Consider the following 12,513-nt stretch of genomic DNA (forward strand, 5'->3'; position numbering starts at 1 on the left):
CGGTATCTAGCCACGCACCCGTTCCCGCTTCAGCTTGACCATTCTGCGCGTGATCATCTGCCGCTTGATCGCCGAGAGATAATCGATGAACAGCACCCCGTTCAGGTGATCCAGCTCATGCTGGGCGCAGGTCGCCCACAGCCCGTCGAACTCCTGTTCGTGGCTCTTTCCGTCCAGCCCGAGCCAGCGCATCTTCACCTGCGCGGGGCGGGTTACCTCGGCATATTGTTCGGGAATCGACAGGCAACCTTCCTCATGGACGTTCTTTTCCTCGGATTCCCATGTCACCTCGGGATTGATCAGCACCATCGGCTGCCGCTCGGCCTCGGGATCGCGATTGGCATCCATGACGAACATCCGTTGCAGCACGCCGATCTGCGGCGCGGCAAGTCCGATGCCCGGCGCTTCATACATCGTGGCAAGCATATCGCTTGCCAGCGTCTCGATCTCGGGCGTGACGCGGGCAATGGGTTCCGCAAGCTTCTTCAGCCGCGGATCGGGATGGATCAGGATCGGTCTCAACATCGTCATGGCCTTGCATTTAGGGCAAGGCTTCACCTTCCGCAACAAGCAGCGTATGGATGGCACAAAACGCGACACCAAGGGAGCCCGCCATGACCCAGCCCGATTTCGACGAGGTGATAGACCGTATCGGCACGCATTGCTCGAAATGGGACGATATGGAGGCGCATTACGGCGTCGCCCCCGGCGAAGGCGGATTGGCGATGTGGGTGGCGGATATGGATTTCCGGCCGCCAGCCGCCGTCCAGCGCGCCGTGGAAGCAACCGCTACGCATGGCATCTATGGCTATCCCGGTGCGCATGCTCCCTATCTCGAAGCGATCCGGTGGTGGATGGCGAACCGCCACGATTGGCAGATCGAGACCAGCTGGATCCTGACCTGCGCCGGTCTGGTCAATGGCGTGGCCATGGCGCTGGATGCCTTTACTGCTCCGGGCGATGGCGTCGTCGTGATGAGCCCCGTCTATCACGCCTTTGGCCGCGTGGTCCGGGCCAGCGGGCGCGAATTGGTGGAACTGCCGCTGGCACAGGAAAACGGTCAGTACCGGATGGACTGGAGCCGCTGGGAAACCATGCTCAGCGGCAATGAAAAACTGCTGATCCTGTGTTCGCCTCATAATCCCGGCGGCCGCGTCTGGAGCGAAGAAGAACTGCGCGAGGTCGCCGATTTCTGTACCCGCCACGACTTGATTCTGGTTTCCGACGATATCCATTGCGATCTGGTCATGCCGGGGCACCGCCATCGCATGATCGCCGCCCTGATTCCCGAAATCCGCGACCGTCTGGTCACGCTGACCGCCGCGACCAAAAGCTTCAATATCGCAGGTGCCCATATCGGCAACGCGATCATCGCCGATGACGATCTGCGCGGCAAATTCAAGGGTGCCCTGATGGCGCGCGGCATCTCGCCGGGGTTGTTCGGCATGGATATGGTCACTGCCGCCTATTCGGCCGAGGGCGCGGAATGGGTGGATGCCCTGACCGCCTATCTCGACGGCAATCGCCGGGTTTTCGATGACGGGGTGAACGCCATTCCCGGCCTGTGCTCGATGCCCTTGCAGGCAACCTACCTGTCATGGGTCGATTTTTCGGGCACCGGGATGAGCACCGCCGAATTCACTGCCCGCGTTCAGAACTCTGCCCGTATCGCAGCCAATCACGGCACGAGCTTCGGTCAGGGCGGCGAAAACTTCCTGCGATTCAACATCGCCACGCCGCGAGCCCGCGTGACGCAGGCCGTCAAACAATTGCAGGACGCCTTTTCCGATCTGCAATGAAGCTGCTGGCGCGCCTCTTCTCGGGGCTGACGCTGATCGCGGTGATCTGCGGGATATGGGCGGCATTGCTTCCGCAGCGCCCCGGCCCGACCGACCGGGTCGCGCCGCAGGAAACCACGTTGAACGGGCCCGTCACCCGTATCCTGATCGAGAAATCCGCCCGCCGCATGACGGTTTTCCGGGACGATGCGGCGCTAAAGACCTATCGCATCGCGCTTGGCTTCGCGCCGGAAGGCGACAAGCGCCGGGAGGGCGATGGCAAGACGCCCGAGGGAATTTTCCGCATCGATCGCCTGAACAGGCAAAGCGCCTATCATCTCTCGCTGGGGATCGATTATCCGCAGACCGAACACCGCACCCGCGCCGCCGCCGAGGGCCTTGATCCCGGCGGCGACATCTTCATTCACGGTCAGCCGAACCAGCTGCCAGAGGGCATCACCCTGCCGGGCGACTGGACCGCCGGATGCATCGCCGTCTCGAACACCGAAATCGCCGAGCTTTTCGCTGCGGCATCCGTCGGCACCAGTGTCGAGATCCGGCCCTGACCAGACTCAGGCTGACGCAACCGCGAATTCCGTCATCATACCCGTTTCCAGATGCGGCATATGATGGCAATGCAGCATCCACCGCGCAGCCTCGCCCGCATCCAGCGCGACCGTCACCATCGCCATCGGCGGCACATAAACCGTGTCGCGCCTTGCGCCACTGATCCGTTGCCCATTGATCTCGACCACCTGAAAGACATGCCCGTGCAGATGCATCGGATGCCCCATCATCGACATATTGTGGAACGTGATCTCGACACGCTCGCCGGATTGCGCCTCGACCGGGATATGCTCGCCCCAGGTCTTGCCCGAGATGGTCCAGCGATATGGCTGCATCGAGCCGCCAAGCATCAGCATATGGTTGCGGTCCACCTTGCGAGCGGGCAGCGGCGCAAGTGCGACCAGCCGTGTTTCCTGGGCAAGATCGACGTCAAAGGCCGGCGCGGCCTCTGCCGCCAGCATATCCAGCTTCGTCACCCGGGCTTCGCTTGTGGCAAGGATCAGCCCGGTACGCTCGCGCGCGCCTTCCCGCAACGCAAGGACAGGCCAGACTCCGGCGCCGGACAGATCAAGATCCAGATCCAGCCGCTGCCCCATGGCAAGGCCAAACCGCGACCCGGTGACAGGTTCCACCGCATGACCGTCCACCGCGACCAGCGATGCCTCGATCTCACCGGTATCGATCCAGAAAACCGTCGCGGCCGAAGCGTTTATCACCCTCAGACGTACCCGTCCATCACGCTCGACCCGCACCAGTTCGGGGTCGGACAATGTGCGGTCATTCGCGAGATAGGCATCCCAGTCATAGTCGTTCAGATCCATGTCCTGCATGTTCATCCCCTGCATGGGCATGTCATGTTCTTCTTTCGCCGCCGTTCCGGGCACCTCCATCCGGCCGTGGTCCATACCAGACATCGGCGGCTGCTCCTCCATCGGCATCCCGCCATGATGGCCGCCGTTCCGGGCATGCCCGCCCGCGATCTCCTCAAGCACCTCTGCCGGTGATTTGAAGGCGAAATCATGCAGGAACATCACTACTTCCTGACGATCCGCTGCAAGATCCTCTTCGCTGCGCACGATCAGGGGCGCGGCAAGAAGCCTCATCTCTTGCATGGGGATATGCGCATGCATCCAGAAGGTCCCTGGAAGCGCGGCATAATCATAGCTTCGGGTTTCGCCGGGCTTCAATGCGGGCATCGGCATATCGGGCACGCCGTCCTGCTTATTCGGCGGGATCTGGCCATGCCAGTGAATCAGGGTCGGATCGGGCAGGTCATTCGTCAGATCGACCCTGAATCTCTGTCCGGGATCAAGCGTCAGACCCTGCCCCGAGGGACCTTCAAGGCCCCATACCGTCGCGGCCCGGCCATTTATGTCAAGCACTCGGCTGGTGGCGGCAAGGCGCGTCGTGGGGCCCGTCTTGGGTGTCTGCCCCATGCCCATGCGCGGAAATTGCGCAGCCGCAGTGGCTGCAACGCTCGCGGCAAGCAAGCCGCGTCTGGTAAAATCGGTCATATCTGTCTCCGATAGAAACGGGAATTTCCGTTCCCGTCTGAAATTCCTGGGAAATACACGTCACAAGGGACGCGGGACTTCAGAGAGACAGGAGTTTCGGCGGCGGATCGTTGACCGGCAAAGACAGCCCGCGCGCAACCGCCGCTGGCGGCAAATCATGAATTCCTGCCGCAAGCTCCGCGACGGGAACGGCCTCGTCAGCCGTCAATCCCGGGCAATTCCACATGCAACAGCTACTGCTGCTGGTCGGACACTTGATTCGATGAGAATTATGATCGCTCATCGAATCACGTGCCCCGTCATCGGTGGCGACATGATCATGAGGCGTAATCGACTGACCCGACATCTCGGGCATTACATCCTGCTGCATCTGTGCGAAAGACATATCGGCGGAATGCACCGCAACCTGAATTGGCGCGAAGCCAAGCAACAGAAAAAACATTGTCGAAAAAATCTTCCGCCACATGCGGAACAGATAACCTCGTGCAAAACCTTTGCCAAGAGCGGCAGCCTGCCACTCTGCCCCACGCTGGGCCCGGATCACATTCGCCGCGTTGCAATTCGCCCGCCCTGCCCGCATATAGGGGGCGCAAAGCGAACAAGCCCGGAGCATATTGCGCATGGTCTATCTCGATTTCGAAAAACCGCTGGCCGATGTAGAGGGCAAGGCCGAAGAACTTCGCGTCATGGCCCGGAAATCGGAAGATGCCGTGGATGTCGAAAAAGAGGCGGCCGCGCTGGACAAGAAAGCCGGTGATCTGCTGAGGGATCTGTACAAGAACCTGGATCCATGGCGCAAAACGCAGGTTGCCCGGCATCCCGACCGGCCGCATTGCCGCAATTATATCGAGATGCTGTTCACCGAATTCACACCGCTGGCCGGTGACCGCGCATTCGGCGACGACCATGCCGTGATGGGCGGGCTGGCACGTTTCAACGATGCCCCATGCGTGGTGATCGGCCACGAAAAAGGCCATGATACGCAATCACGCATCCATCACAATTTCGGCATGGCCCGGCCGGAAGGCTATCGCAAAGCGATCCGCCTGATGGATCTGGCGCATCGCTTCGGTCTGCCGGTCATCACCATCGTGGACACGCCCGGCGCCTATCCCGGCAAGGGGGCCGAGGAACGCGGCCAGTCCGAAGCCATTGCCCGCTGCACGCAGAAATGCCTTGAAATCGGCGTCCCGCTGGTCAGCGTCATCATAGGCGAAGGCGGCTCGGGCGGGGCGGTAGCATTCGCGACCGCCAACCGGATCGCCATGCTGGAACATTCGATCTACTCGGTCATCTCGCCAGAGGGCTGCGCGTCGATCCTGTGGAAGGATGCGGAGAAGATGCGCGATGCAGCGACGGCGCTGCGCCTGACCGCACAGGATCTGAAGAAACTCGAAGTGATCGACAGGATCATCTCTGAACCTCTGGGCGGCGCTCAACGCGATCCCGGCGCCGCGATCGGAGCGGTCGGCACAGGAATTCAGGCCATGCTCGAAGAGCTTGCGGGCAAGACAGCTGCGGAACTGATCAGTGATCGCCGGCAGAAATTCCTGTCGATGGGTTCGAAATCGCTGGCATAAGGATGCCGGCGAAGCTGCCCTGAACGGCTCCAGACAAAAATCGCAGAGGTTTCCCGCAGGATTTGTTATACTCTTCCCACCGGGAGGAGAATCATGACCAGTCGAAGCCACGCCGATATTGTGGCCGAGCAATCGCGATCCAATTCTGCGACATCCGCCCTTGCCGCGTCATGGCGGCGGTCGATGATGAAACATGGCCTGGATCCGGCCGACAGGCACCGCCCGGAACGGCTGTCATGTTCCGAACTCGCCATCCGCCGTCAGTCCATGGAGCAGTTCCTGAATGTCGCCGGCCCGCAGATCGACCAGCTTTACAATCTCGTCTGTCTCTCGGGCTGCAATGTCCTGCTGACCGATGCCGAAGGCGTCGTATTGGATCAGCGGGTGAATGACGCGGATGCGGCCCAGTTCCGGGAATGGGGATTATGGCAGGGCGTCAACTGGTCCGAAGCGGTTCAGGGAACCAACGGCATCGGCACATGTCTTGTCGAGGAGCGGCAGGTCACGATTCACCGGAACGAACATTTTCATACCAGAAACACCGCCATGTCCTGCATGGACGCGCCGATCTGGGGGCCGGATGGCCGCCTGCTTGCGGCGCTCGATGTCAGCTCTGCCCGCGCGGACCAGACCGAGCGTTATAACCGGCTGATCTCGGCGCAGGTCGCCCAGACCGCGCGCGCGATCGAGGCGATCTTCTTCCACGCCAGCTTCCCCGATGCCCGGATCGTGGTGGCATCAGGCGAGGGGATAGCCGGTGACGGCACGGGCGCGGCCACGCTTCTGGCGGTGGACAAGGACGATCTTGCCATCGGCGCAACCCGCGCGGCCCGGCGGGCATTGGGGCTTGAGCGGGAAGGCGCGATCCGCCCCCGCCCCGCCGCCGACCTGCTGGGGCGCGAAGACGAGTTGTCCGGTTTCGACAAGGCAGAACGCGCCGCAGTCGCCCGCGCATTGGCACGTGCGGGTGGCAATGTCTCGGCGGCGGCCCGTGCGCTTGGGATCGGCCGCGCGACCATGTACCGGCGCATGGCCCGGCTGGAACTGGGCGAAAAATAACCACGACTGTCTCACTGGTGAGACAACTCGGGACAGTGTCACCGCGCGGGCGATTGCCTGAGGCCCCTGCTTCTCCAATCCTGCCCGCATACCCGGATGGGGAGTCCGGGATGTGTCAAAGGAGGACGACAATGCCAAACGATCAGACGCATGAATTCAAGGGCGTGGGCGTGATGCCCTTCGCCAAGCGCTATGACAATTTCATCGGCGGGACATGGGCCGCGCCGAAATCGGGCAAGTATTTCGTCAATACCACCCCGATCACCGGCGGCGAAATCGGCGAAATCGCGCGCTCGAACGCCGATGATATCGAGGCGGCACTGGACGCGGCCCATGCCGCCAAGGACAAATGGGGCAGAACTGCCCCGGCCGAACGCTCCGCCGTGCTGCTGAAGATCGCCGACCGGATGGAGCAGAATCTGGAACTGCTGGCCACCGCCGAGACATGGGATAACGGCAAGCCGATCCGCGAGACAATGGCCGCCGACCTGCCGCTCGCCATCGACCATTTCCGCTATTTCGCCGGTGTTCTGCGCGCACAGGAAGGCGCCCTGTCCGAGATCGATGACGACACCGTTGCCTATCACTTCCACGAGCCGCTGGGCGTGGTCGGCCAGATCATCCCGTGGAACTTTCCGCTGCTGATGGCCTGCTGGAAGCTGGCCCCGGCGCTGGCGGCGGGGAACTGCGTGGTGCTGAAACCGGCCGAGCAGACCCCGGCGGGGATCATGGTCTGGGCCGACCTGATCGGCGATCTGCTGCCTCCGGGCGTGCTGAACATCGTCAACGGCTTCGGGCTGGAGGCCGGCAAGCCGCTGGCATCGAACCCCCGCATCGCCAAGATCGCCTTTACCGGCGAGACGACGACGGGCCGGCTGATCATGCAATATGCCTCCGAGAACCTGATCCCGGTGACGCTGGAACTGGGCGGCAAATCCCCGAACATCTTCTTTGACGACGTGGCCCGCGAGGATGATGATTTCTTCGACAAGGCGATCGAGGGTTTCGTGATGTTCGCGCTCAATCAGGGAGAGGTCTGCACCTGCCCGTCACGCGCCCTGATCCATGAATCGATCTATGATAAATTCATGGACCGCGCCCTGGCCCGGGTAAAGGCCATCAAACAGGGCGACCCGCGCGAGGCGGATACGATGATCGGCGCGCAGGCCAGTTCCGAGCAGAAGGAAAAGATCCTCAGCTATTTCGATATCGGCCGTCAGGAAGGCGCCGAGGTGCTGACCGGCGGCAAGGCCGCCGATCTGGGCGGCGACCTGAGCTCGGGCTATTACATCGAGCCGACGGTCCTGAAGGGCAATAACAAGATGCGGGTTTTCCAGGAGGAAATCTTCGGCCCGGTCGTGTCGGTAACCACCTTCAAGGATCACGAAGAGGCGCTCTCCATCGCCAATGATACGCTTTACGGACTCGGTTCCGGCGTCTGGAGCCGGGATGCCAATACCTGCTATCGCTTTGGCCGCGCGATCAAGGCGGGCCGCGTCTGGACCAATTGCTATCACGCCTATCCCGCACATGCGGCCTTCGGCGGCTACAAGCAGTCGGGTATCGGGCGGGAAACGCACAAGATGATGCTGGATCACTATCAGCAGACCAAGAACATGCTGGTCAGCTACAGCCCGAAGAAACTGGGCTTCTTCTGAGAACCATAGCGGGGGCTTGCGCAGCCCCCGCACCCCCTGCGAGGTATTTGTGCAAAGAAGAAGAAAAACGGCGGGCTTCTTCTTTGCATAAATACCTGAAAATCCTGTTCGCACCGGCGAACGGAGCGTGGAGAAGGAGGCGCAAGATGTCCACAGTCACTGCCACATCCGAGGCGCTTCAGCTGATTGATGAGATCGTGGCGGATCACGGCCCGGTGCTGTTTCATCAGTCCGGAGGCTGCTGCGACGGGTCTTCCCCGATGTGTTATCCGCAGGATGAATTCAAGGTCAGCGAACGCGATGTGAAACTGGGCGAAATCGGAGGGGCGCCATTCTATATCTCGGCCAGCCAGTACGAGGCATGGAAACATACCGATCTGATCATCGATGTCGTGCCCGGGCGGGGAGGAATGTTCAGCCTGGATAACGGACGCGAGAAACGGTTCCTTACCCGATCGGAAATCTGCTCGATCTGAATGATTGTGATGGCGTCGGGTTATGCCTATAAGCGGAACGTTCCAACGGAGGTCCGGGCATGGCGCATAATGTATTTATCGACGGCGAAGCCGGCACGACGGGTTTGCAGATCCGCGAAAGGCTGGAAGCGCGCAATGATATTCGCCTGATCCAGATCGACCCGGCGCGCCGGAAGGACCCCGATGCGCGGCGCGAAGCCTTTGCCGCGGCAGATGTGGCGATTCTGTGCCTGCCGGACGATGCGGCGCGCGAAGCCGTCAGGCTGTGCTCTGATCTGGATACACGGCTGATCGACGCGTCGACCGCTCACCGGGTGGATCCCGACTGGGAGTTCGGCTTTCCCGAGCTGGCTCCCGGGAACCGCACGCGGATCGCACAGGCCCGTTTGGTCAGCAATCCCGGTTGCTATTCCACCGGCTCGATCGCGATCATCGCGCCGCTGGTCGCGGCAGGATTGATCCCGGCGGACGAAGCGGTCTCGATCAACGCCGTTTCGGGATATACCGGCGGCGGCAAAAGCCTGATCGCGGAATATGAGCGCGGCGAGGCTCCGGCGCATTTCGTTTATGGGCTGACGCAGGGCCACAAGCATCTTCCGGAGATCATGCGTTGGGGCGGGCTGACTGTGCAGCCGGTCTTTGCGCCTTCGGTCGGGAATTTCGCGCAGGGCATGGCCGTGCAGCTTCCGCTGCATCTGGACGACCGGCGCAGCATGGCGGATCTGCATGATGCGCTTGCCGGTCATTATGAAAGCGCGCAGTTCGTAAAAGTTCTGCCGATGGACGAGAGCCGTGCGAGGATTGTGCCGACCGAGCTCAACGACACGAACCTGATGCATATTTCGATTCAGGGAAATCGCGACGCGGGCTGCGCGACCATCGTGGCGGTTCTGGACAATCTGGGCAAGGGAGCATCGGGCGCATCGGTGCAGAACCTGAATATCATGCTGGGGCTGGACGAGGCGACCGGGCTCTGAGCAGCAAGCCCGGGGTGGCGCGAAACCTATCGATGTGACGCGATAACTGCCTGAGCCGGTTGTTCCCGGATTTCGTGACGGGCAGGCGGGGAAGCGTCGCAAGCCGATGACGCGGGTATCGATCCGTGAAATCCCTATAGGGGCGTCATCGCCGCAATATGATTCCACGCAAATGATGGAAGCCCTTCCGGGATGTGATTCATGATGATATGGCAACGAAATATCGCTTATGGTGAAGGTGACGAATGACCAGTTCGCACGGTCGGGGCGGCTCTGCCTGGAACCTTCAGGGCGCGATGTTCATGATCCTGGCGATGGGCTGCTTTGCCCTTGAGGATGCGTTCCTGAAACAGGCGGCGGCAAGCCTGCCGATAGGTCAGGTGCTGCTCTCCTTCGGCATCCTTGGATTTCTGACTTTTTCCGCCCTTGCCATGCGGGTGGGTGAAAGGCCGCTGTCGAGAACCATGTTATCGCCGGTGATGTTGTGGCGCTCGGCATTCGAGGTAACGGGGCGGCTTTTCTTCATGTTGGCCATCGCCCTTACCCCTCTTTCCACCGCCTCGGCCATTCTTCAGGCGGCGCCACTGGTCGTCATTGCGGGGGCGGGCGCCTTTTTTGGCGAAAAGGTAAGTCTTCGGCGCTGGCTTTCGGTGTTTGTCGGCTTTGCCGGAGTCGTGATGATCCTGCGTCCCGGAACCGATGGGTTCAGCCTTTTGTCGCTGCTTGCAGTGATCGCGACACTGGGCTTTGCGGGCCGGGATCTTGCGACCAGAGCCGCACCGCAATCGATGTCCCATCGTCAGCTTGGTGTCGCGGGGTTTCTGATGCTCATCATTTCCGGGATGATCGCCCTGCCCTTCGGTTCCTGGCCCGAATGGCCGTCTGCCAAGGCAACCACATGTCTGTTTGCGGCCGCGACCGCGGGCGTGGTTGCTTATACGGCACTGACCATCGCCATGCGCACAGGCGAGATCGCCGCGGTGACGCCATTCAGATATACGCGATTGGTCTTTGCCATGATCGCGGGAATCCTGCTCTTCCAGGAGCAGCCCGATCTTTGGACCATCCTTGGCTCGGGAATCGTGATCGTCTCTGGATTATTCGCATTGATGCCGCCGCGCCGGGGCCCCAACCCGGGTCGGGAAAGATAATCCCCGGCGCGATGCTATCAAACTGATGCACTGACCGGTTAGTACGAACCGCTGCTTTTAAATGAGCGGTAGTTTTAAATAAGCCCTGCGAAATGTTGTCGGGCCGTCGGGCCGCAGCCAAAAAAAATCCGCCCCATTTACAAAACGGGGCGGATCCGGATTTCAGACGGTTTCGATGTCCGATTACATTGCCTTTTCTTTTTGGCCTTCTTGCAAACAATATGCATCGGCAGTTTTCACAGACATGTTTTCCGGGCGATCGATCGAGCGATCCCATCTGACGATGTCTTTCGTGTACAATTGGCAAACAACCTGACCCTGCGGCGTATCAACCGTTACCGGAGTCGATTCATATTGCTTAGGATCCAAGGAACAGGCAGCAAGCGTTGCGATTCCGACGGTGACAAAAGCGAGCTTCTTCAACATAAAATACCCCTCGTAAAAGTGGTTGAATACCACTACGTTTAGATCGCCTGAGTCAAGTATTATCCGATGCTGTCAGGTACTTTCTGATTTAACAGTTAATGCAGGTTGTGCAGAATTTTCTGCTTTCGCTCAAAGGTTTCTTCCCAACCGAAATCAAACTGCGCGGGCTCCGAATGCTGCGTGCCGGGTATCCGGGCAGTCTTACCCCGGGCGAATTATTTCTCCGGCCGGTACGCTGGATATCGGCGATATGCCGGGTCGCTTCTTCCATGCCGGCCTCCCTGCCCCTAAGATCACGGTCATGCTGACGGCTCTGAACCGTCGGGCGCCTGCCCGCCAGGGCTCGCAATTGCCTGATATGGGGCCGAAAGCTGGAAGGATCGCGGGAATGTCACGCTTCAAACTGAATATCAAGCATATAGAGGCTTTTGTCGAAGTCGCCGATCTGGGCACTTTCCGCCGCGCCGCCGAGCGTTTGCACACGACGCAACCCAGTATCTCGAACCGCATCGCCCAGCTCGAAGGATATATCGGGCAGCGGCTGATGGAACGCGACGCCGGTTCGGTACGCCTGACCCCGCGAGGAGAGGCATTGCTGAACCCGGCGCGGGCGATCCTTGAAGCGGCGGATGCATTTTTGGCGGCAGTCGATGACGATACCCGCTTCGAGGGAATGCTGCGCCTTGGCGTCAGCGAGTTGATCGCACATACATGGCTGTCCCGGTTCCTGATGGAAATGCGGGAACGCTTTCCCGGTATCGATATCGACCTGACTGTCGACATGAGCGCGAATCTCAGCAAGGCGCTGTTCGACAGGTCGCTGGATCTGACGATCCAGAATGCACCTTTCGACCGGTTGGCCGGAGGAACCGTGCAGCTGGGAAGAAGCGCGCATTGCTGGGTCGCGGCGCCTGGCCTGCGTCTGGGCGGCAGGCCCATCTCGGCACGGGAACTCGCCGCGCAGCCGATATTGGCCCATGCGCGGACGTCGCAGGCCTATAAGCAGATAGGTGATCATTTCCGCAATCAGGGCTTGAGGCTGCGGTTGATGTCCTTGTCTTACATGGGGACCTGTCTGCAAATGGCGTTGAACGGGCTGGGTGTCGCATGCCTGCCTGTCGCGATGCTGGAGGATGTGTTGACCAAAGGGAAACTGGTGCGTGTCGATTACCCGTGGATCCCCGATGATCTGGTGTTCTCGGCCCGCTACCTTCTGGATCCCGCGCCGACATGGCTGAAGGAAGCGGTTCAGATCGCGCAGCGCATTTTCCCACCCGAAAGCGGCACAGGATAACATATTCGAATAGTATTTATCAGAATAAAGAAT

The 12,513-nt window shown here is 60.6% G+C and carries 13 protein-coding genes; 9 read left to right on the forward strand and 4 right to left on the reverse strand.

All coding sequences use genetic code 11. The features are described 5' to 3' along the window. Positions 1-6 precede the first annotated feature (6 nt). Positions 7-531, reverse strand: coding sequence for a peptide deformylase (gene def, locus D3P04_RS18565; RefSeq protein WP_119751367.1), 525 nt, complete (start codon positions 529-531; stop codon positions 7-9). An 83-nt stretch (positions 532-614) separates the two neighbouring features. Between def and D3P04_RS18570 the strand changes: the two genes are divergently transcribed. Continuing rightward, on the forward strand, positions 615-1,799 hold the full coding sequence (locus D3P04_RS18570; RefSeq protein WP_119751368.1) for a MalY/PatB family protein: 1,185 nt from the start codon (positions 615-617) through the stop codon (positions 1,797-1,799). After that, positions 1,796-2,344, forward strand: a complete 549-nt coding sequence (locus tag D3P04_RS18575; protein ID WP_119751369.1) for a L,D-transpeptidase family protein — start codon at positions 1,796-1,798, stop codon at positions 2,342-2,344. The genes D3P04_RS18570 and D3P04_RS18575 overlap by 4 nt, the downstream gene beginning before the upstream one ends. Before the next feature lie 6 nt (positions 2,345-2,350). Here the strand turns inward: D3P04_RS18575 and D3P04_RS18580 are convergent, their stop codons facing one another. Both D3P04_RS18580 and D3P04_RS18585 read right to left on the reverse strand, forming a co-directional pair. Continuing rightward, a complete protein-coding gene (locus D3P04_RS18580; protein WP_119751370.1) occupies positions 2,351-3,859 on the reverse strand; it encodes a multicopper oxidase family protein in 1,509 nt (502 codons plus the stop codon). A gap of 79 nt (positions 3,860-3,938) precedes the next feature. After that, on the reverse strand, positions 3,939-4,481 hold the full coding sequence (locus D3P04_RS18585) for a hypothetical protein (protein ID WP_147391959.1): 543 nt from the start codon (positions 4,479-4,481) through the stop codon (positions 3,939-3,941). Here D3P04_RS18585 and D3P04_RS18590 point away from each other — a divergent pair. From D3P04_RS18590 to D3P04_RS18615, 6 genes are all read left to right on the forward strand, one after another. After that, entirely contained in the window at positions 4,480-5,439 is a 960-nt protein-coding gene (locus D3P04_RS18590) for an acetyl-CoA carboxylase carboxyltransferase subunit alpha (RefSeq protein WP_119751372.1), read from the forward strand. The two genes, D3P04_RS18585 and D3P04_RS18590, sit on opposite strands and share 2 nt — an antisense overlap. 93 nt (positions 5,440-5,532) lie before the next feature. Then, positions 5,533-6,498: a helix-turn-helix domain-containing protein gene (locus D3P04_RS18595; protein ID WP_232845083.1), complete on the forward strand. Its 966-nt coding sequence runs from the start codon at positions 5,533-5,535 to the stop codon at positions 6,496-6,498. A 131-nt stretch (positions 6,499-6,629) separates the two neighbouring features. Next, positions 6,630-8,156: an aldehyde dehydrogenase gene (gene adh, locus D3P04_RS18600; protein WP_119751373.1), complete on the forward strand. Its 1,527-nt coding sequence runs from the start codon at positions 6,630-6,632 to the stop codon at positions 8,154-8,156. 146 nt (positions 8,157-8,302) lie between these two features. Next, positions 8,303-8,632, forward strand: coding sequence for a DUF779 domain-containing protein (locus D3P04_RS18605; protein ID WP_119751374.1), 330 nt, complete (start codon positions 8,303-8,305; stop codon positions 8,630-8,632). A gap of 59 nt (positions 8,633-8,691) precedes the next feature. Then, on the forward strand, positions 8,692-9,609 hold the full coding sequence (gene argC, locus D3P04_RS18610) for an N-acetyl-gamma-glutamyl-phosphate reductase (RefSeq protein ID WP_119751375.1): 918 nt from the start codon (positions 8,692-8,694) through the stop codon (positions 9,607-9,609). 245 nt (positions 9,610-9,854) lie between these two features. After that, positions 9,855-10,760: a DMT family transporter gene (locus tag D3P04_RS18615; RefSeq protein ID WP_220475369.1), complete on the forward strand. Its 906-nt coding sequence runs from the start codon at positions 9,855-9,857 to the stop codon at positions 10,758-10,760. A 183-nt stretch (positions 10,761-10,943) separates the two neighbouring features. On the opposite strand, the gene D3P04_RS18620 is transcribed toward D3P04_RS18615, so the two are convergent. Beyond that, positions 10,944-11,186 (reverse strand): hypothetical protein, encoded by a 243-nt coding sequence (locus D3P04_RS18620; protein ID WP_119751376.1) that lies wholly within the window; start codon positions 11,184-11,186, stop codon positions 10,944-10,946. Positions 11,187-11,574: 388 nt separating this feature from the next. On the opposite strand from D3P04_RS18620, the gene D3P04_RS18625 reads away from it, so the two are divergent. Then, complete coding sequence (locus D3P04_RS18625; RefSeq protein ID WP_182912932.1) at positions 11,575-12,480, forward strand: LysR family transcriptional regulator; 906 nt, start codon at positions 11,575-11,577, stop codon at positions 12,478-12,480. Positions 12,481-12,513: the final 33 nt, after the last annotated feature.

It is taken from the genome of Paracoccus onubensis (genome assembly GCF_003591515.1).
Lineage (GTDB): Bacteria > Pseudomonadota > Alphaproteobacteria > Rhodobacterales > Rhodobacteraceae > Paracoccus > Paracoccus onubensis.

Excerpts from the sequence above, each read along its gene's own strand:
- def (WP_119751367.1), bottom strand. The coding sequence starts at position 531 with ATGACGATGTTGAGACCGATCCTGATCCATCCCGATCCGCGGCTGAAG.
- D3P04_RS18570 (WP_119751368.1), top strand. The coding sequence starts at position 615 with ATGACCCAGCCCGATTTCGACGAGGTGATAGACCGTATCGGCACGCAT.
- D3P04_RS18575 (WP_119751369.1), top strand. The coding sequence starts at position 1,796 with ATGAAGCTGCTGGCGCGCCTCTTCTCGGGGCTGACGCTGATCGCGGTG.
- D3P04_RS18580 (WP_119751370.1), bottom strand. The coding sequence starts at position 3,859 with ATGACCGATTTTACCAGACGCGGCTTGCTTGCCGCGAGCGTTGCAGCC.
- D3P04_RS18590 (WP_119751372.1), top strand. The coding sequence starts at position 4,480 with ATGGTCTATCTCGATTTCGAAAAACCGCTGGCCGATGTAGAGGGCAAG.
- D3P04_RS18585 (WP_147391959.1), bottom strand. The coding sequence starts at position 4,481 with ATGCGCAATATGCTCCGGGCTTGTTCGCTTTGCGCCCCCTATATGCGG.
- D3P04_RS18595 (WP_232845083.1), top strand. The coding sequence starts at position 5,533 with ATGACCAGTCGAAGCCACGCCGATATTGTGGCCGAGCAATCGCGATCC.
- adh (WP_119751373.1), top strand. The coding sequence starts at position 6,630 with ATGCCAAACGATCAGACGCATGAATTCAAGGGCGTGGGCGTGATGCCC.
- D3P04_RS18605 (WP_119751374.1), top strand. The coding sequence starts at position 8,303 with ATGTCCACAGTCACTGCCACATCCGAGGCGCTTCAGCTGATTGATGAG.
- argC (WP_119751375.1), top strand. The coding sequence starts at position 8,692 with ATGGCGCATAATGTATTTATCGACGGCGAAGCCGGCACGACGGGTTTG.
- D3P04_RS18615 (WP_220475369.1), top strand. The coding sequence starts at position 9,855 with ATGACCAGTTCGCACGGTCGGGGCGGCTCTGCCTGGAACCTTCAGGGC.
- D3P04_RS18620 (WP_119751376.1), bottom strand. The coding sequence starts at position 11,186 with ATGTTGAAGAAGCTCGCTTTTGTCACCGTCGGAATCGCAACGCTTGCT.
- D3P04_RS18625 (WP_182912932.1), top strand. The coding sequence starts at position 11,575 with ATGTCACGCTTCAAACTGAATATCAAGCATATAGAGGCTTTTGTCGAA.